Source organism: Leptolyngbya sp. 7M, from assembly GCF_018128485.1.
Window position 1 is genome coordinate 3,298,506 of the sequence record NZ_CP070897.1, and the last position, 17,490, is coordinate 3,315,995.

Here is a 17,490-nt window from a genome sequence, read left to right on the forward strand (position 1 = left end):
TTCTATATTGCAAAATTTCTTTCTGCTTGCTTGAATGCGCTCTAATCTAATCAATTACGCATGTGCCGGATTCTAATTGCCGAAGACGAGCCGCGCATTGCGGCCTTTATCGAAAAGGGGTTGCGAAAGCATGGTTACCAAACAGTTGTGGTTCATAGCGGCATTCAGGTGGTAGAAGTGGCACAAGCAGTTGAATTTGATCTGCTTTTACTCGATTTAGGGTTGCCGGGTAAAGACGGTTGGACAGTCCTCCAGGAACTGCGACAGCAGTTGCCCCATTTTCTGAGCGTTATTATCGTCACGGCACGGGATGATATTCAAGATCGGCTGATTAGCCTTGATTTTGGCGTAACTGACTACATTACCAAACCTTTTCGATTTACAGAACTACTGGCTCGGGTTGAAGCAAAATTAGGCAAGGCTCAATAGCATCAGTGAGCACGCCTATCGACTGTAGAGCCAGACCCGCAGCAGCGAGAGGAGTTGTTCGGTATCAACTGGTTTAGTGATGTAGTCGGATGCACCAGCTTCCAAGCATTTTTCTCGGTCGCCCTGCATTGCTTTAGCCGTAAGGGCAATGATAGGCAGCGTCTGAAAGTGAGACTGCTGACGAATAGTGCGCGTTGTTTCATAGCCATCCATTTCGGGCATCATCACATCCATTAGAATAGCATCAACATCTGGGTTCGCTTCGAGCTGCTGAATTCCATCTCGACCATTTTCTGCATAGATGACTTCCATTTGATATTTTTCTAGTAGACTAGTTAGTGCAAAAATATTTCTAACGTCATCATCTACGATCAATACTTTCTTGTTCGCTAGGATTGGATCATTGTGGCGCAATTGTTCCAGTATTTGCTGTTTAGGCTGGGGTAGATTAGATTGGACCCGGTGGAGAAACAGGGTTGTTTCATCGAGCAGCCGTTCGGGCGAACGCACATCTTTGACAATGATTGTTTCGGCGAAACGTCGTAATTCGGTTTCTTCCTGACGGCTCAACTCTTTACCGGTGTAGACAATAATCGGTAGATTGGTGAGCTGGGGATCCTGCTTAATTCGATTTAGCAACTCAAAGCCGTTCATATCTGGTAGGCCAAGGTCTAGCACTGCACAGTCAAATGATTGAGATTTCAGCAGCTCCAGAGCTTCTGCACCATTGTGGGCTGACGTACTTTTAACATCTCCGTTACCAATCAGCTCAATGATACTCTGAGCTTGTACCGGGTCATCTTCAATGACCAAAAGCTGTTTGACTGGACGTTCTACGAACCCTTTGATTTTATTTAACGCCTGCGTAATTGCTTCTGCTGAAACTGGCTTTTGCAAATAGGCGATTGCCCCTAATTGCAAACCCCGTTGCTGCTCTTCGTCTACTGAAAGAATATGCACTGGGACATGACGAGTGCTGGAATCATGCTTGAGCCGATCCAAAATCGTCCAGCCATCGGTATCAGGCAGGCGAATGTCCAGCATGATAGCCGTGGGTTGAAATTCCTGCGCTAATACCAATCCTGCTCCACCTTGAGTAGAGACCAGCACCTTAAAACCTTGGTTTCGGGCCATATCTACCAGAATGCGAGCAAAGTTGAGGTCATCTTCAATAATCAGCAGCACTTTGTCGTTCGCTTGGATCTGATCGCGATCATCGGGTAGAGCTAGAGGAGCCGGCGGCAGCACAGCGGGGCGTTGAGCGGATGCAGTTGCCTGCTCCTGGTTTTTGGGGCCTGCATCCTGGAGGCGAACGGTGGAGTGGTTGGACTGCAATGGTAAGTAAAGTGTAAAAGTACTGCCCTGTCCTAGTTGGCTTGTCAGTTCAATGTGACCACCGAGGAGTTGAGCTAGTTCGCGACTAATCGATAGCCCTAGGCCGGTACCGCCATACTTGCGGCTAGTTGTGCCATCTGCCTGCTGAAACGCTTCAAAAATCACCTTTTGTTTCTCCGGCGCAATGCCAATGCCTGTATCTTGAACTGCGAAGGCTACCGCCGGCTGCGAATTTGCTCGCAATGTTGATGTTCTGACGTTCGAGTTTGAAAATGTTCCGGCTGCAACGATTGAAGCTGCGGCCCAATTCGTGGAGGTGCATCCGAAATGCTCTGTCCTACATACTACGCAAAACCGGCTTCGGGAGAAAACATTTCTATCTAACAATGGCTTTCCGGTTACGCCTTTTCGCCACATTAGTTCATTAGATGACCTGTATCCTGCGACCACCGAGTTCGGTTTTCCTTGTGTCCTGAAAACTGCGGGCTTTGGGTATGATGGCAAAGGCCAATCCAAGATCGATCAACCCAATGACATCGAGTCGGCATTTGCGGCAATGAGCGGCAGCCAAGCCATTTTGGAAGCATTTGTTGATTTTCAGAAAGAGGTATCTGTCGTTTGCGCTCGGGGAGCTGATGGCGAATTTGTTCATTACGGCGTGATCGAGAACGTACACAGAAATCACATTCTCGATCTGTCCTTTGCTCCGGGCAGCGTTTCTGCAGCGGTTAGAGATGATGCGGCTGAGATCACCCGCAATATAGCGGAAACCTTTGGTTACGTAGGCACGATGTGCGTCGAATTCTTTCTCACGCAAGATGATCGGCTTCTGGTTAATGAGATAGCACCGCGGCCGCATAATTCGGGACATCTCACATTTGGCCCTTGCGTCACCTCGCAATTTGAACAACAGGTCCGGGCCGTGTGCGGATTGCCGCTTGGTTCGACCGAATTTTACAAGCCGGCGGCAATGGCAAATCTCCTCGGTGATCTTTGGGAAAGCGGCGAACCAAACTGGATAGCAGCCTTATCAAAACCAAATGTCCAACTTCATATCTACGGAAAATCTGCACCAAGGAACGGACGTAAAATGGGGCATATAACTGCAACTGCCGATTCTGCTAAGGAGGCTTCAAAGCTGGTTCGGTCGGCACGAAATTCGCTCACACAAACAGGTTGACCTTATTGGGCTCTAAGTATCCAGCCTTTGGGATCAATGACGGGAACTTCTCCCGAATAACCGACCACAGCCCGACCTTTCTTCATTTCAACCCTCTCAGTCTTTCCATTTATTTGAATTTCTATCGGCATTGGAAATGGGAGATCCATCGGGGCTTCCCATCTCAATTCCATCCAAGATTCCGTCTTGCCATCCTTAAAGGAGCTTGTGAGCAACTGTTCTAATTTAGGAAGTTTCGGCTGGCGAAGATACACCTCAAAGAACCAGTCGAGTTCTATTCCCGACTCGTGTTCTGCAATGGTAAGGAGATCATCAGTGTTTACAAGACGAGTTTGGCGGCCGTCTGTGAGCTGTTCCATCTCACGCGTCGGATAAGCCATTCGCCGCAGTGTCCGAAAAAAAGCATCATCGCCGATCAAATATCGCAATGTGTGCATAATGACGGCGCCCTTGCCATAAATGTCTCCGTCACTTTGAACATAGTCCGGCGCGGCCAGATATACCTGATATGCGAATTTGGGTTCACGCGGAGCGACCGGCTGGATATTCCGCGTTCGCGACGCACGCTGTTTCATCGCAGCAAAATACGCATCCTTTTTCCCAAGATGCTCCAAGTAAAGCGTGTCCATAAAAGATTGTATACCCTCATGGATCCAAAAATCTCGCCAATCACTTGCCGTAACCAGATTTGCCCACCATTCGTGCCCAAGCTCATGAAGCTGCAACCAGTCGAACCCGTCTGAGTTATATTGGAATTTATTGCCGTAGGCGAGCATCGTTGAATGCTCCATTCCAAGATGCGGGGTTTCGGCAATTCCAAGCTTTATCCCGCGAAATGGGAATGGTCCGTTGTATTTCTCATAAAACTGTACGTATTTTTTCGTTTCGGCTATCAGTTTCGCTCCTTTCTCATAACTTTCGGGCAAGATATAAAATTCGATCGGGATACTGTCACCCGCCGCGCTCTTCATTGAATCCTTAATAACACGATATGGCGCAGCGTTAAATACGATCGAATAATTCGGGATCGGGTTCGTCATTACCCAATTATATGTTGAGCTCCCGTCTGCATTCTTCCTAACTTCCTCCAATCTGCCGGGCCCGGCCACAACAAGTGGATCTGGAACGGTGACTCTAAGTGCAGCTCGGTTTGCTTTATCAGACGGATGATCTTTGACCGGAAAATACAGGTCTGCCCCATCGTTCTGCAACGCAACTGATATCCAATCGGCACCGCTGGGTGTTTTCTCCCACATAAAACCGCCAACCCAGGGAGGGCGCGGAGCAATACGAGGTTTGCCGGAATAGGTGATTATGGTTTCGAGATTCTCGCCGGGCTGTTTCGTCACCAGGAAATGGACCCATATCTTACCGTCCCTGTGTTCATAACGGAGTGGTCCCTGGCGGCCGCCAACATCTCCATATACGCTGTCGATCGTGAATGTATCATCAAGGTGGAGCACGATAATATTTGTCGGAATAACGACTTTTGCCGTCATAACAGTTGTGCCCTTTATTGATCGTTCATTTGGATCGGCCTTAATTGAGACGTCATAGGTTTGAACATCATATACTGCTTGTTCAAACATCAGATGCCCTCCGGTTTCCGACGGGCGCACGCCTAATTCTCGTTGTGCAGCTACGGGCAGCAATAACGAAAGCACGACAACTACGAGCGAAATACAGTGGTAGCGATCAAAGATCATTTTTCCTCACCTCGGATCTACATTCTCAGTCTAGCCGATAACCGTTCGCCGTACAGCAACCTTTGCGATACGGTCCTGCAACACTTTGAAGCCAATTCCAGGATCTTCGGGTGCAGTAATGGTACCTTCACCGGATACTTCCACTGCTGGTTCGATCACGTCTTCATGCCAATATCTTTTTGAAGCTGAAACATCGCCCGGCATCGTATATCCGGCTAAAGTCGATATTGCAATGTTGTGCGCCCGGCCTATACCGGACTCAAGCATTCCACCGCACCAAACCGGAATACCGTTCTCCCGACAAACGCGCTCTACTTCTATGGACTGTGCGTGGCCCCCGACCCTGCCATTCTTTAGGTTAATGATCTTCCCAGATCTTAACTCAATGGCCTTTCGAGCATCCTCCGGCGATCTGATCGGCTCCTCGGCGGCGCTGGAATGTCGAGCCGAGGCATTGTATTCCACAGACCGCATCAATATCAGCTCGATCTGGTCAGAAAGCCGCGGGTTTATCTGTCTTGGGCGTGGATTCTTTTGAAAATCAAAGATTAAAAGTGGGTTGCTCTGCGGGTCGGCACCGGTCAAAAGATGGAACATTGTCGATCCGAGGCTGTAAATATCCGACCGCGGTTCAACGTTTCCACTAAATAGCTCTGGAGGAGCGTATCCCATGGTGCCCACCGCCGTAACGCCTTTTTCCTCTTTTTGGCTTATCGAACGCGCAATACCGAAGTCAATAAGCATTACCCGCCCCGAATTGCCATCGATCATTATGTTTGATGGCTTAAGATCCCGATACACTATTGTTGAGGGCTGATTATGCAGATAATCAAGAACGTCCGTGATCTGTATCGCCCAATCCACTACGGTCTTTTCATCTATCTTGCCTTCTGGAGCGGCCCGCAGCCGAGACGCGAGATCACCACCGGAAATATATTTCATTACCAGGTAAAATCGGCATTCCTGTTCGTCATAGAAATAGTCAAAGATGGTCGGGATCGAAGGATGATCCAACGTGGACAAAATCATTGATTCACGCTTGAAATCGGCGATCGCTTTTTCCTGTTGGTCTTCTTCGATGTGGGCCTGAACCATTTCCTTGACCGCGCGAAGGACGCCGCCCAGATTATTGTCGCTGGCCAGATAGACCGCTCCCATCCCCCCTCCGCCGATCTTTCGAATTATTTCGTAACGGGAGTTGAGGATAGTTCCTTCGGAAAGCGGCTTCAGCTTTGTGGACTTTCGTCCATCGGTATCGGTTAATCCAATATTCGGTGTGGTTTGCGGCTTTTGTTCTGATTCTTTTCCTTGTGCGGTATCATCTGCCAAATTCACTGATTGATCGGAATAAGTACCTATACGGGTAGCAATATCATCCTGAGCGAATGGATTTTGGCCTTCGATAATGCGGACCGAGTCAAACATCGCTCGGGCAGCGAACGAATCCTCCATTCCGAGGTCTACTGACGGCATAGAGATCATCTTTTCTTCCGGTTCAGTAGGAGCGACGTCAAGGTTAAGCCCATCATCCTTCCTCTCTTCATCCGTTACGTCGTATTCGGTGTGTTGATACTGATCTTCAGGCGTTGACGCGGATGATGATGTGTCAACCGAATCGGCGTCGCTTGCTTCCTCTAGAGGCATTCCAATCATGGTTGCCTCGTATTCACTTGGGTCGTCAGAACCCTCAGCAAATATCTCTGCATCGGCCGATTCGTACTCTGAGGTTGACCGCAGATGGACATTTCCGCTCGTGTTTGGTGCATCGGAAAGTATCGCTGGAGGCGGTACCTCTATTGAAGAAGCACTTTGCCCGATGGTCGTGTCGATCTGGTCATCGGCGACCGATGTCACCACCGGTTGATCTACATCGTCCGATCGCTCTGCGTCACTTTTAACTTCTTCAGCAACGGCAATATTACCTGCAGCCTCGGACGCCTCTGCTACGGTCGATCGTACAGAAGCGGCCGGTTCTACGGCTTCACCAGCAAGTCCTAGAGCCTCCTCAGGCGTCATCATTATCGTGCTTTCAAGCTCATCTTCGGCAACAGTCGGTTCGGGAATAGCTTCCGGAATGGAGACCATCGGTTCTGCCGCGGGCAGGCTGAGCCCACAGAACGGACAGAAAACATCATTTTCAGCGACCTCAGAGCCGCATTCGTTACAGCTGCGCATTTGAATAACTACCGCGACGACACTATCTGATCTTAAACCTTAGGAATGTTTTTCCAACGATAATTTCATCTCCATCCGAGAGCAACTGTGGAGCTCCCGGAAGAAGACGCCTGCCCCGATTAACAAACGTGCCGTTTGTTGATCCCAGATCCTCGATGTAATAAGCTCCGTCCCTTTTGATGATACGTGCATGACGCCTTGATATTTTCGCGTCCGGATCGAAAGCATCCAGATCAATATCGGGAAATATTCCGTTATCCGCATCCCAGCGTCCGATGTTCGATTCGTCCCCGGCAAGCTCAAATTCCGTATTCGCTGCTTCACCGCGCTCGATCACGAGACGCGGAGTGCGTATCTCCGGTATCTCTAGCGGTGCCGATGGTGCATTATCCGACGAGGCCCCATTTTCAGCGACCGGTGGTACACCGATCGATGTAACCTGAGACGAGAGTACATTACTCACGGGAGAAAGCGGACGATTTTCTGCGCTAACTTGCTCGCGTTGCTCAGGTACTGAAACCTCCTCCAATAGACGCGTCCCGCATTCATTGCAAAAACGCGAAGTGTCTGGCGTTTGGTTGCCGCAGTTCGGACAATTCTTCATCGTAAGGCTTTTATATCGGGCTATTTCAACGAATGAAATATATGGTTAGTTTACAGATAATTCAAGGCTTCGTAAATCGTAAACCTACACGGGTGTATCGTCAATCGTCCTCGTACCCTAACTCTTTGTTATCGCTCAGTTTTTTGAAACAATGAAAAGACTGGTGTCGTATAACGGGCTTGACTCGGATCGTCTGCTGTTCTTAGTTGCAGAACTTACGAAATCACGGAATCTCTTTTACGCGAGGTAATCATTAACGATGGCAATGAGCCGAAAGAAAAAGATCATTATTGGTGCGATAGCAGCCGCACTCCTGATCACGGTCGTTGTGGGTGGCATTTTAGCGACGAGAAAGGATGTGCCTGAAGTAACTACGGTAAAGATAACGATGCGGCCCGAACTCCGTTCAACCGTAACATCTTCCGGCGAAGTGAGACCGATACAGTTTATGAATCTCACGAGTGAGGTCCAGGGGCGCATTGAAGAGATCTATGTAAAGGAAGGCCAAAAGGTGGAAAAAGGGGCCCCGCTGGTCCGGCTAGACCCAAATCAGTTTGAATCCAGCACCGATGCACAGCTTGCCGCCTTTCAGTCCGCACAGAATGAGGTCAATGTTTCACAGTCGCAGGTAACCGCAGCTCAGAATAACCTCGCGCAAACCCAGCAGCAGCTTGCAGCTGCACAGGTTGCGGTCGATACAGCTCGGCAACAGGTGGTTGCTGCAAATGAAAATAATGAGACGTTCGGGTCGACAAAGAACATCAGGATCTTTGATCCCAATAAGCCGCCAAGCAGTGTCCAAAGGCCGAGATCGTATATCCGGTCCCTCGGCAATCCATCGCGCGTCGCCAACCGCGAAGCCGCATATAACGCGATCAGCATACCGCCGGCAAGCCAAAGGCCGTATGCCGTTATAGGAAAATCACCAATGCGGAAAAGCTCTGGATACATCTATCAATTTTGTATCTCGGATTTCTGGTTTTGGATAACTTCAGGCGAAGCACTCTTCTTCGATAAAAACATGTCAAGGATTAAAAGCCCAGCACCGGTCACGATCGCCATATCAGCAACGTTAAACGTCGGATAATGCCACGAACCGAATTGGACATCAATGAAATCAACTACGAAGCCGAGCCGAATCCGGTCGGTTACGTTTCCGGCGATTCCGGCCAGTAAGAGGGCCAGAGATCCGAGGATACGATCATCTGATCGCGGTGTTCTCCAGAAAAAATAAAGTACCAATATGCCCGCAACAATGGCCACAGCCGAAAGTCCCCAACGGCCCGGATCGCCATAATCATCAAGCATTGAGAATGCGACGCCCGTGTTCTGAGCATAAGCAAAATTAAGGAATCCCGGAATGACGGCAATGTCTTCGCCGAAACGCAAACGCTTTACCGCCCAGGCCTTTGTGGTCTGGTCGATCATAAAAACCCCGCCGGTTATAGCGAGGTAGCCGAGTTTCCATAGAAGATCTGTCTTATTCACTATTGTGGTTTCGGCTCCGCAAAGAAGGTCTTATTTACTATCTTCCATTCACCGTCGATCTTTAGCAAGGTCATAAAGTCAACCAACTTCACGGAAGGATAATCTAGCACTATTCGGGCTACTGCCGCATTACCGACAATGTCAATCATTTCGATCCTTCGGCGATCCTTGCGCTTATCCTCATCAGCGGCCGGTTTTCCCGTAAATGCACGCTTAATGAAGGCATCAAAACTCTCGCTGGTGAACTTTCCATCGCGGATCCACGTCATGTTGCCTTCGGTATGAAATGCCTTCCGGGCATATTCCGGATTGCCAGTTGCGTGGGCTAACAAATAGTTCTCGAGGGGGATGGTTACCAAGGCACGTTCATCAGACTGCGCAGACAACGTAGAATGTAAGGAGGCAAGAACAAAGCAAAAGAAAACGATACGAAGTGGTCTCATATAATGCTCTCCAGTGTAACTAAAGATAAAATATAAATACGCCGAAGAGCATTTCGCGGTTTCATTTGGATTGTGTCATTCAACGCAAGGGAAGATGGCTTTTGGAGCCTAGTGGATGAACGCCAGAACGAACCAAACGATATAAAGCGTTCGGAAGATCATAATGTTAGACACCAAAAACGCCGTGAGCTATTCCGGGAATGGAAATATCGCACGCGGGGCTTTGTACTGCGAATCCCAGTCGAGCCAACAAACATCTGTGCAGCCAATTGCATAAGTAACGACTCGCCATCTGCCACCCGTCTTCCGCAAAAGGCCAAAGAAATTGTGATCATACGCATCCCCGTATCCGGCAAATTTAGTGCCTCTCAGGTCGGGGTCGCCGCCATCAGGGCGTTTTGGAGATCCGCCTATGAATGCCCAACTTCCGTTAGACTTGAACTCACCGACTACAAAAACGATCTTCTGCTTAAAATCTTTCTCAACCGGCACACGCAAAGCTGCCAGTATCGCCTTTCTTTCTTCAGACCCGTTCGCAGGAGTGTAAACCGATTGGGCCGCCACGCTGATGCCAAAGCTCAGAACGAAAACAGAAATCAACATTGTCTTGAACGTCATAATATAATTGCCCCTTTTTCAGAATATGATATCGGGTCTAGTCGCCAATATGGTAGTCGAGAGGTCTAGATGAAACCGGCAATCTTAGACCGAGCGCGAATGTTAATTATTCGCCGCAATAGATTCAATGTACTTCCGCGTTACTTCCTTTAGCTCGGCATACGAAGGGATCACGTATAGAACGGGCTGCATATCACTATAAGTGTATTCGTGGTTGATGACCTCTTCAAGGTCAAACGGTCGGCGTTCTACTTTGTCGGAAAATGCATGTTCGAGCTCACCGTAACTGGAAAGCAACCCGGCGCCATAGGCCTTGATATCACCTTCGTGTTCGACCAGGCCAAACTCGACCGTAAACCAATAGAGCCTCCCGAGTTCCTCGATCTGTGCATCGGTCGCTATGCGAGCTCCGTGGCCAATGAATTGCGAAAAATCGGCAAAATTGGGGTTTGTGAACATCGGGATATGGCCGATCGCTTCGTGAACAATGTCCGGTTCGGGGGTGTATTCGGGCCGCGAATGATGCCGAATGTATTGGGTGGAGAGCATAGTGCGCCACGAAAGCCAGCTCAGGAAAGCACGTGTATCAACAAGACCTTCGATCGGAGCCAGCCGAAAATTCGTCAGCTCTTTCAGCCGTCGATTCATCTCGCTTAGCTGAGGAATACGCTCGATCGAAATACCAAGATCGCTCTTTGCTCGCAGATAAAAAGGCGAAGCGTGCTTCTGATGAAGTTCTTCCAGACGCGTCGCCACATGCCGCCAGATCGCCTGCTCCTGTTCGTTGTAGTCAACGTCCGTTATCTCGCCTGTCTCGCGAAATCTCTTGGCAAGACTAGCGATATAATCGCGCCGCTCCCGATATTCCGGGTCACTTGCTCCGGGATGGTCAAGGTCAAGCTCCTCTATATCCTCAAACGGCATATCGCGGAATTCAGGCAGATCGGCGTCAGTGATATGAAAATTGTCGAGTGGGAAATCACTTTCGGCGGCGGTTTGTACAATCTCTGTAAGCATTGGTTGCGCGGCTCCATTCATACGGTACGATGCCGGTAGAAAACGAAGGGTTATCCTTGAATAAAATATTCTAATGCAAAAGAAGTATTTCTTGAATATGTTACCTAAGTTTCGATGCCTGATTGGATTTACATTATTAGTTTGTTTGGCGAAAAAGCCTTATTATATAAAGTAGGGCTGATGATCGACGAGATAGACCGCAAGTTACTCAAAGAACTCCAGACGGACGCACGCACCAGCTGCTCCTAATACTCGTCCCATTTCCTGTTGTAATAACTCTAGCTGTTTCTGTCGCCGTTCCTGAAGCGATTTGATACGCGGCGTGATGTCTGTGTAAATTACCTGATTTTGGGCCAGCTCCAGTTCAGTTTTCTGAAGCTCGTTGAGCAATTCTTGATAACGGGTTGATTGGCTCAGCCGAGAGGCAATCAGGGCATTGCGAGGCGACAGAGCGAGCTGCTGCTGCAAACTGGCATACTTTGCTTGAGCATCCCGATATTCAGCCTGCACCTCGCGTTGATCCTGCAAAACTTTCTCTAGTGCTTCTGCAACAGTGGTTGCTTGCTCCTCTGGATCGATCAGGTTTTGATTTTGCCGAAATCGCTCTAACTGCTGCTGAGAGCTTGATAGTTCTTGCCGCAGCATTTCCAGCTGTTCATTGATTAGCGCTAGCCCTTTATCCAACCGCAGCTTTTGCTGCTTTAAATTGTAGTCCTGATAGATCTCCTGAATTGCTTCTAGCATCCGCTGAGTTTTGATATCGTCGTTATCGGTATAAACCACCTCGACAATTTTAGTTTCAACTTTACCTTCTTCTAATAGGGAGATCGTCAGGTTTTCCCTAATCTCCTTGATAGTTAAATCTGGATACGTACCCTTTAATCGCTCCAGTGCCTGTTCCATAAACTGATAGCTGCGTATCAAATTCAATTGAGTGGCATAGTCTACTTCATCCTGACGATCTGTTCGGTATGTATTACGTTCGTTGTTCCGCTTCAGTCCTAATTGGTAGTTTGGCTCGACTAAAAGCTGCATTGAGCTGCGATAGGTAGGTTTGGAGAATAAGGTGATCAGCATTGAGGTACCCACTATTAGCCCAAATGTTCCAACTAACCAGAGACTGCGTCGCCACAGCACTGCAAACAGTTGCCCGTAGCTAAGCTCATCATTAGCCGCAGATTTAAGAGGGTCTACAGTCACAAAAACCTCGTTTGCCTGATTGGATTCCGATAATCTACGATGTTGGCCTTTCAGGCTGGGGTCAGGGTGGCCCCAACGCCCAGATCCTCGAGCACTTGTTCAACCCGCTGAAAGAATACCTCCTCGGTAAAGTTATTTAGGGCATGGTCGCGAATCTTGCCATAGTCCCACTCAGTTCGGCTCGCTGCTAGCAGAGCGGCTTGGACTGCATCGGGTGTTTGGCGTTTGAAGAAGATGCCGGTTACACTAGGCCGTTGGGTATCTAGAACACCGCCTGCCCCAAAGCAAATCACCGGAGTACCGCTGAAGTTGGCTTCTATTGGAACTAGACCGTAATCCTCGAGAGCGGCCACCACGACTCCACTGGCTTGAGCCATTAAGCTGGCTCGTTCTGCATCACTCACATGACCTAAAAATTTGACATTTTCCAGGGCGATCGCTTCTAACCGTTTGCGCTCTGGTCCATCACCAGTAATCAACAGGGGCCAACCTAACCAGTTGAATGCTTCAATAATAATGTCAATCCGTTTATAGCTAAGTAATCTAGAAGACACAAGATAAAAATCTTGCTTGCGATCGGAAAAGAAGAAGCGACTGTTATCGATTGGATAATTGATTACGATTGCCTGTTTACCGTAAATTGAATGGATTCGACGGGCGACGGTAGTAGAGTTGGCAATATAAAGATCGGGTTCCTGAGCATATTTGACATCTAATTTTTTCAAGTGGCGAAACACACTGTTGATCATGGGATAAAGTCGTTGATACTCACGGTATCCCTGAAGATAGACCTGAGTATCCCATAAAAAGCGGGTGACGTTATGACAAAAGCAGACATGTATTGCATCCGGACGTTTCCTCACGGCTTTGGCAAAACTGGATGTACTGCTGAGAATCAGATCATAGTTCTGCAAATCGATGGCACGGAAAGCAGGGTAATAGAGGGGAGCTAATAGCCGGAAGTATTTACTAGAACCGGGAATGCTTTGCAAACTTGTGGTATGAACCGGACGTGCTCCCAAATCAACCGTTGCTTGGGGATTATACAGCGATGTGAATACATCAGCCTGAGGAAATCGCTTACACAACAGCTCAAATACCCGTTCGGCACCGCCACGCTGCGTTAAGTAATCATGAACCAGTGCAACTTTCATAGATTGTCCTACTGTATGTTCATAAGAACTCAGGTGAAAAATATGGAAACAGAAAACTATGCTTCAGTTGATGCCAAGAAGCATCACGTGGCTCAGTTCCAGCTTTACGATCTGCAAAGCGCTCGTTGCATAACGATTCGCTTAAACAAGCTGCAAAATATCAGCCTATTTTGGATATTTAAATCTATTTGTCAAATTATTCCTAGATCGACTGATAGGTGCTGTTGTGTAACTGGTTACGAAGCAAAAACAAACAGAGAACACTTCTAATTACACCTATCTATAGTCCCAGCCATATATAACTACAGGACTGAAGCTATGGGATCAGAACTTGGAAGCCAGACACGAATTTATAGTTGAGTGACGTCGAGTAGATATCCTGATGCAATCAGAGAGACTCCAGCCCGACTTCTTACTCTAGCTAGGAACCCAGCTCTGCTATGGAGCAGTTCATTCGCAGAAGAAGCAAGTAGAAAGCAAAGCTATAGAACGATAAGACAATGAGCACAAGAACAGGTCTCGTCCCAAAATTCGTCTAGCACTCAGAGCAACCACTTCCTCAAGTGCAACCGCTTGAAAGCCTTGCACGGAGCGCTTAGCTCAAATAGAAGCAATGAGCTAGCCTGACAGACCTTGAGAAGTAACATTTTTGAAGCTCCTGAACCGCACCTTCTGAGAATTAGACAACTAAAAATCGGTCAAAACCTTGCACTCTCTCGTTCCGGGCATCAACAGTGGATTCAGTACGACTAGCTAAACCAAGGATAGAAGTCAGTATCACATACTGCTCTAGGTAGCGCTATACCCAATTATAAAGTTTATATGAACTTAATGTAAAGTTGCTATAAAGAAGCGTCCTATCCTGGAACATTATTTTTGGTCTAAATGTATGAAAACCTTAAAATCGCTGGAGCTGATCGAGTTTGGCTTCAGAAACGTGAGATGGTGCTGCATGACGCTGCGAACCGCAAAACCTCACGACTAACTTCACCCTGCTACCGCCCAACTCAACCGAAGAATCGAGCTTCACCGCTCAGCAAAGCAACAACACTTGGACTCTGGATCTCAAACTCAAATTGGACACTCAAACCGCCCAGCGAATCTACAACATTCTCGGTGGCGATCGTTGGCAATTTGACGCCAACAATCAACCCACGACTACCCCAACCGAAGACCCCGGATCTTCAATTATTCAACTCAGCCGTGAGCTATTAAGCGAATCAACTCAAACCAACCTAGACTTAACTGGAAATTTGCTCTTAGCACTCCTAAGGGCGCAAGTGGAAGCAGTTGCCAAGATCGGCCTCGGCGTTGACCTAGGGTTTAGCTTTGCGGACATCATTCTAGGCCGGGAATTGTTTGGGCGAGTGCTCACCACCGCTGAACTGGTCGATAAAATTATTTCAATCCTTAACGGTCTCAAAGACCTGTTTAACATCGGAGAAAACGGTGAACCGCCCCAAGTTAAGGATATTCAAAAGCTGCTAGAGGACATCAAAGACTGTACCTGCTTTACCGGCAATGGCGAATATTTACTCGGCTGTCCTGGAGACAAAGAGCGGACAATCGTTCCTTACAGCGGAGAAGGAATTGAATTAATTTACAGACAGCTCGAAGGTCTAGCGAGAATTGTCAACCAAACTCGCAATCAAACCTGTGAGATTGACGCGATAGCCGCCGTTCCTGAGCACTGGCAACTACGCCCCGAAGCCCAGCGCCCCCAGCTCGTCATCTTTTATGCTGAAAAGCTAGAAAATGGTGCAATTGGCCGCACTCGCTGGCCCCTTACTATTCCCCACTACACCGGATCGAGAAACCCCAAATTCCCTGACTATCGTAAAGGACAATGGGAAGGCATTTTAACCTTACGAGATAACTCAAAATTGATTGTCAATGCTTCCTCAAAATATGAGGCTGAGAGAGTTATTAGAGCAATGAAAAAGTACATTAATTCTGATTATCTAGTAAACTCTTTCGTTAAAGTTGGTGAACGTAAAGGACAACCTCTAAAACGAGTAGAGGTTACTCCTGTGACCGCTCGGTATTTTTCAACTGGTCAAATGGATATGAAGCCGAATTGGATGACAAGATTTCGTAAATAGAAATGTCAAAGTATATCAGTTTGTGGACTAAAAGTCGGTCGTTTAGGGGAACGACTGAGCACTTAATCCCACTCAAGGATTGGGCTAAACAAAATCACCTCTCGGCCTCTGGTGCTCGCTACTGGATTGCTCGACGTCGCGTCAAGGCATGGAAATGGGGCGGCCAGTGGTACCTGGATCGGCGGGTTAAGCTACCGCGCTAGCCGGCCTGCTTAGGGCTTAAGGCCCGTGAGCCAACCTTCGCTTGAAAGCGTTATTCTGGCTGGCTTTACGGGCTTGCTGAGATCAGCAAATTTTACTTTAAGGACGTGAGACTATGGCAGCCGCCGTAAATTTGACTTCAACCACGATGGAAGGGCAGCTTATTGAACTGATCCAAGCTGCCAACGCCTATGAGCGGTCTCTCCCAGAGGACCAAAACGAAGAGCGCTACTCGCTGGCGCTAGATCTGGATGCCAATCCGCCGCAGGTCACGTTAAGTGCCACCGTCAACGTCAGCGTCACCAACGGTGCGTCTGGCTTGACGATCAGTGCTCAGAACTACCCCGCTCCCCCCACTCCCTAACGGTTAATCCCTCCGTTCTCACTCGTTAACCTGATAGGAAGTAAACAACAATGGCACAGACAATCTATTACATCCAAGTCGAAGGCGCAAAAATCGCCTGGCGAGCCGATGACAGCAAATACAAAGGGATCCTCTCGACGATTGGCGCTAAAAAAGCCGGCAAAAACGAGAAGGGTCTGGTGTTTGGGGTTAACCAACCGCGCCTGCCGCGTCTGCGGATCAACTACAAAGACGGGGACGGGGCCAAGATCTTTTGTTCACCCGATAAGACCAAAGACTGCACCTTTGGCAATAAGCTACGCGGCAAGAAGTCGAATGGCAAAACCATCGAGTCGGCTAGCTTTATTGGCGTTCGGACCTAACCCCTGATGCCTTGGCGATTTCGCACGCTACGCATCATTCGACGGCTGGAGCAAACCTTTCCAGAGTTTTACACGGGCGACCAAATTGCGGTGCAGGTAGGGCGAGGGGTTTCAGCTCCAGCCACCTGGTTTCGGGGCGGCTGGGTGGCCATTGAGTATCAAGAGCCTAATGTGGGCAGAGTCGTGTTAGCGCCCAACACGCTGGTTACTTTGGCGGAGCGCTGCGTGATCCAGGTGCCTCCGGTCGTGGTCCGACCCTACAAAGTGCGTTATACCGCTCTCACTTGGCTAGTGAGGGCCAAGCTAGAAATTCGGATTTGGGAATTTCGGGAATGACCTGGACCCTGCTAGTCGATCAAACCTACACGCTCTCTGGCGGTCAGCAGTATGGGGAGTCTAAAGTCACCCTGTACGATGTCACGGGCCGCCAGTTAGTAGTTTATGCCAACAATCCCAATGCTCAGTCTGACTGGACACGGGCCGGACGGGTATTTCTCAACCGCTCGTTTGACCTTAGCTTGCCCGATCCGGTTGACGCCAGAAGCGCTCCCTATGAACTGTGGCTGACGACCTACACCGTAATCGAGGTACCTCCTGTCTTTGGGGCGTCCTATCAGGTGGAACTGCTGTTTCTGTCTTGGCACGCTCAGATGGAACTGCAAGTTTGGCAAAGCTTTGAGTCGATTGGCCCCCAACCGGGTGAATTTAAAGACCTGGCCTTTAATGTGGGCAGCGGTGGCTGGACTGACGATAACGGCTACTACTGGGTGGTGGCAGCGGGTGGGACCATTGGCGCGGCTGGCTCTGGTGCTAACTTGACCGGCCCTCACCTCGAACGCCTCTATAAAAGGCTCTGGCCTCACTACCCAGTAGCCAACAAGGGCAGCAGCGCCAATGCTGATTGGATTGCGGGTAAGGCGCTGACGCTGCCTGATCTACGCGGTCGCACACGAATCACGGCCGGTCAAGGCCCTAGCTTGACCAACCGCACGATTGCCCAGGTGCTAGGTCGGCTGGGACAATTGGCCGCGTTCGACCGAGCACAAGGAGTTTCACGAGCTTTTCAGCTTTATCAAAGACAAACGCGACCTACAGCAAAAGGCCATTGAAAT

General features: G+C 48.8%; 20 protein-coding genes and 1 pseudogene. 10 read left to right on the top strand and 11 right to left on the bottom strand.

Annotation, left to right across the window (positions count from 1 at the left end):
- The first annotated feature begins 60 nt into the window (after positions 1 to 60).
- Positions 61 to 429 (top strand): response regulator transcription factor, encoded by a 369-nt coding sequence (locus JVX88_RS16350; RefSeq protein WP_211628336.1) that lies wholly within the window; start codon positions 61 to 63, stop codon positions 427 to 429.
- Positions 430 to 444: 15 nt separating this feature from the next.
- Here the strand turns inward: JVX88_RS16350 and JVX88_RS16355 are convergent, their stop codons facing one another.
- Positions 445 to 2,007, bottom strand: coding sequence for a response regulator (locus tag JVX88_RS16355; protein WP_263975558.1), 1,563 nt, complete (start codon positions 2,005 to 2,007; stop codon positions 445 to 447).
- A 10-nt stretch (positions 2,008 to 2,017) separates the two neighbouring features.
- Here JVX88_RS16355 and JVX88_RS16360 point away from each other — a divergent pair, with 10 nt between their 5' ends.
- On the top strand, positions 2,018 to 2,944 hold the full coding sequence (locus JVX88_RS16360; protein ID WP_211628741.1) for a 5-(carboxyamino)imidazole ribonucleotide synthase: 927 nt from the start codon (positions 2,018 to 2,020) through the stop codon (positions 2,942 to 2,944).
- Between the two features lie 2 nt (positions 2,945 to 2,946).
- Here the strand turns inward: JVX88_RS16360 and JVX88_RS16365 are convergent, their stop codons facing one another.
- Genes JVX88_RS16365 through JVX88_RS16375 form a run of 3 tightly spaced genes read right to left on the bottom strand, consistent with a single transcriptional unit; the run spans position 2,947 to position 7,429 of the window.
- Positions 2,947 to 4,650, bottom strand: coding sequence for a M1 family metallopeptidase (locus tag JVX88_RS16365; RefSeq protein ID WP_211628337.1), 1,704 nt, complete (start codon positions 4,648 to 4,650; stop codon positions 2,947 to 2,949).
- 30 nt (positions 4,651 to 4,680) lie between these two features.
- A complete protein-coding gene (locus tag JVX88_RS16370) occupies positions 4,681 to 6,825 on the bottom strand; it encodes a protein kinase domain-containing protein (protein ID WP_211628338.1) in 2,145 nt (714 codons plus the stop codon).
- 22 nt (positions 6,826 to 6,847) lie between these two features.
- Complete coding sequence (locus tag JVX88_RS16375; protein ID WP_211628743.1) at positions 6,848 to 7,429, bottom strand: FHA domain-containing protein; 582 nt, start codon at positions 7,427 to 7,429, stop codon at positions 6,848 to 6,850.
- 448 nt (positions 7,430 to 7,877) lie between these two features.
- Between JVX88_RS16375 and JVX88_RS44145 the strand changes: the two are divergent.
- Positions 7,878 to 7,976: pseudogene (locus JVX88_RS44145) on the top strand (biotin/lipoyl-binding protein); the annotation flags it as partial.
- A gap of 92 nt (positions 7,977 to 8,068) precedes the next feature.
- On the opposite strand, the gene JVX88_RS44150 reads toward JVX88_RS44145, so the two are convergent.
- The 5 genes from JVX88_RS44150 to JVX88_RS16400 form a co-directional block, all read right to left on the bottom strand.
- On the bottom strand, positions 8,069 to 8,380 hold the full coding sequence (locus tag JVX88_RS44150) for a prolipoprotein diacylglyceryl transferase family protein (RefSeq protein ID WP_211628744.1): 312 nt from the start codon (positions 8,378 to 8,380) through the stop codon (positions 8,069 to 8,071).
- A gap of 3 nt (positions 8,381 to 8,383) precedes the next feature.
- On the bottom strand, positions 8,384 to 8,857 hold the full coding sequence (gene lspA, locus JVX88_RS44155; RefSeq protein ID WP_225931597.1) for a signal peptidase II: 474 nt from the start codon (positions 8,855 to 8,857) through the stop codon (positions 8,384 to 8,386).
- Positions 8,858 to 8,916: 59 nt separating this feature from the next.
- The gene (locus tag JVX88_RS16390; RefSeq protein ID WP_211628340.1) at positions 8,917 to 9,360 is read right to left on the bottom strand and encodes a nuclear transport factor 2 family protein; all 444 of its coding nucleotides are present in this window, start codon (positions 9,358 to 9,360) and stop codon (positions 8,917 to 8,919) included.
- A gap of 189 nt (positions 9,361 to 9,549) precedes the next feature.
- Positions 9,550 to 9,978, bottom strand: a complete 429-nt coding sequence (locus tag JVX88_RS16395) for a hypothetical protein (protein WP_211628341.1) — start codon at positions 9,976 to 9,978, stop codon at positions 9,550 to 9,552.
- Between the two features lie 102 nt (positions 9,979 to 10,080).
- Entirely contained in the window at positions 10,081 to 10,995 is a 915-nt protein-coding gene (locus JVX88_RS16400; protein WP_211628342.1) for a phenylalanine 4-monooxygenase, read from the bottom strand.
- A gap of 114 nt (positions 10,996 to 11,109) precedes the next feature.
- Here JVX88_RS16400 and JVX88_RS44160 point away from each other — a divergent pair, with 114 nt between their 5' ends.
- Positions 11,110 to 11,244 carry an AsnC family protein gene (locus tag JVX88_RS44160; RefSeq protein ID WP_211628343.1) on the top strand — a complete coding sequence of 45 codons (135 nt, stop codon included), beginning with the start codon at positions 11,110 to 11,112 and terminating at the stop codon, positions 11,242 to 11,244.
- Here JVX88_RS44160 and JVX88_RS40735 read toward each other — a convergent pair.
- The gene (locus JVX88_RS40735; protein ID WP_211628344.1) at positions 11,200 to 12,195 is read right to left on the bottom strand and encodes a GumC family protein; all 996 of its coding nucleotides are present in this window, start codon (positions 12,193 to 12,195) and stop codon (positions 11,200 to 11,202) included. The two genes, JVX88_RS44160 and JVX88_RS40735, sit on opposite strands and share 45 nt — an antisense overlap.
- A gap of 50 nt (positions 12,196 to 12,245) precedes the next feature.
- Positions 12,246 to 13,349 (bottom strand): glycosyltransferase, encoded by a 1,104-nt coding sequence (locus tag JVX88_RS16415; protein ID WP_211628345.1) that lies wholly within the window; start codon positions 13,347 to 13,349, stop codon positions 12,246 to 12,248.
- A gap of 1,076 nt (positions 13,350 to 14,425) precedes the next feature.
- On the opposite strand from JVX88_RS16415, the gene JVX88_RS16420 reads away from it, so the two are divergent.
- From JVX88_RS16420 to JVX88_RS16445, 6 genes are all read left to right on the top strand, one after another.
- Positions 14,426 to 15,451 carry a hypothetical protein gene (locus tag JVX88_RS16420; protein ID WP_211628346.1) on the top strand — a complete coding sequence of 342 codons (1,026 nt, stop codon included), beginning with the start codon at positions 14,426 to 14,428 and terminating at the stop codon, positions 15,449 to 15,451.
- Positions 15,452 to 15,453: 2 nt separating this feature from the next.
- Positions 15,454 to 15,654 carry a hypothetical protein gene (locus JVX88_RS16425; protein ID WP_211628347.1) on the top strand — a complete coding sequence of 67 codons (201 nt, stop codon included), beginning with the start codon at positions 15,454 to 15,456 and terminating at the stop codon, positions 15,652 to 15,654.
- Between the two features lie 113 nt (positions 15,655 to 15,767).
- On the top strand, positions 15,768 to 16,016 hold the full coding sequence (locus tag JVX88_RS16430; RefSeq protein ID WP_211628348.1) for a hypothetical protein: 249 nt from the start codon (positions 15,768 to 15,770) through the stop codon (positions 16,014 to 16,016).
- Between the two features lie 50 nt (positions 16,017 to 16,066).
- Positions 16,067 to 16,378, top strand: a complete 312-nt coding sequence (locus JVX88_RS16435; RefSeq protein WP_211628349.1) for a hypothetical protein — start codon at positions 16,067 to 16,069, stop codon at positions 16,376 to 16,378.
- 6 nt (positions 16,379 to 16,384) lie between these two features.
- Positions 16,385 to 16,714 (top strand): hypothetical protein, encoded by a 330-nt coding sequence (locus JVX88_RS16440; RefSeq protein WP_211628350.1) that lies wholly within the window; start codon positions 16,385 to 16,387, stop codon positions 16,712 to 16,714.
- Entirely contained in the window at positions 16,711 to 17,487 is a 777-nt protein-coding gene (locus tag JVX88_RS16445) for a hypothetical protein (protein WP_211628351.1), read from the top strand. The genes JVX88_RS16440 and JVX88_RS16445 overlap by 4 nt, the downstream gene beginning before the upstream one ends.
- Positions 17,488 to 17,490: the final 3 nt, after the last annotated feature.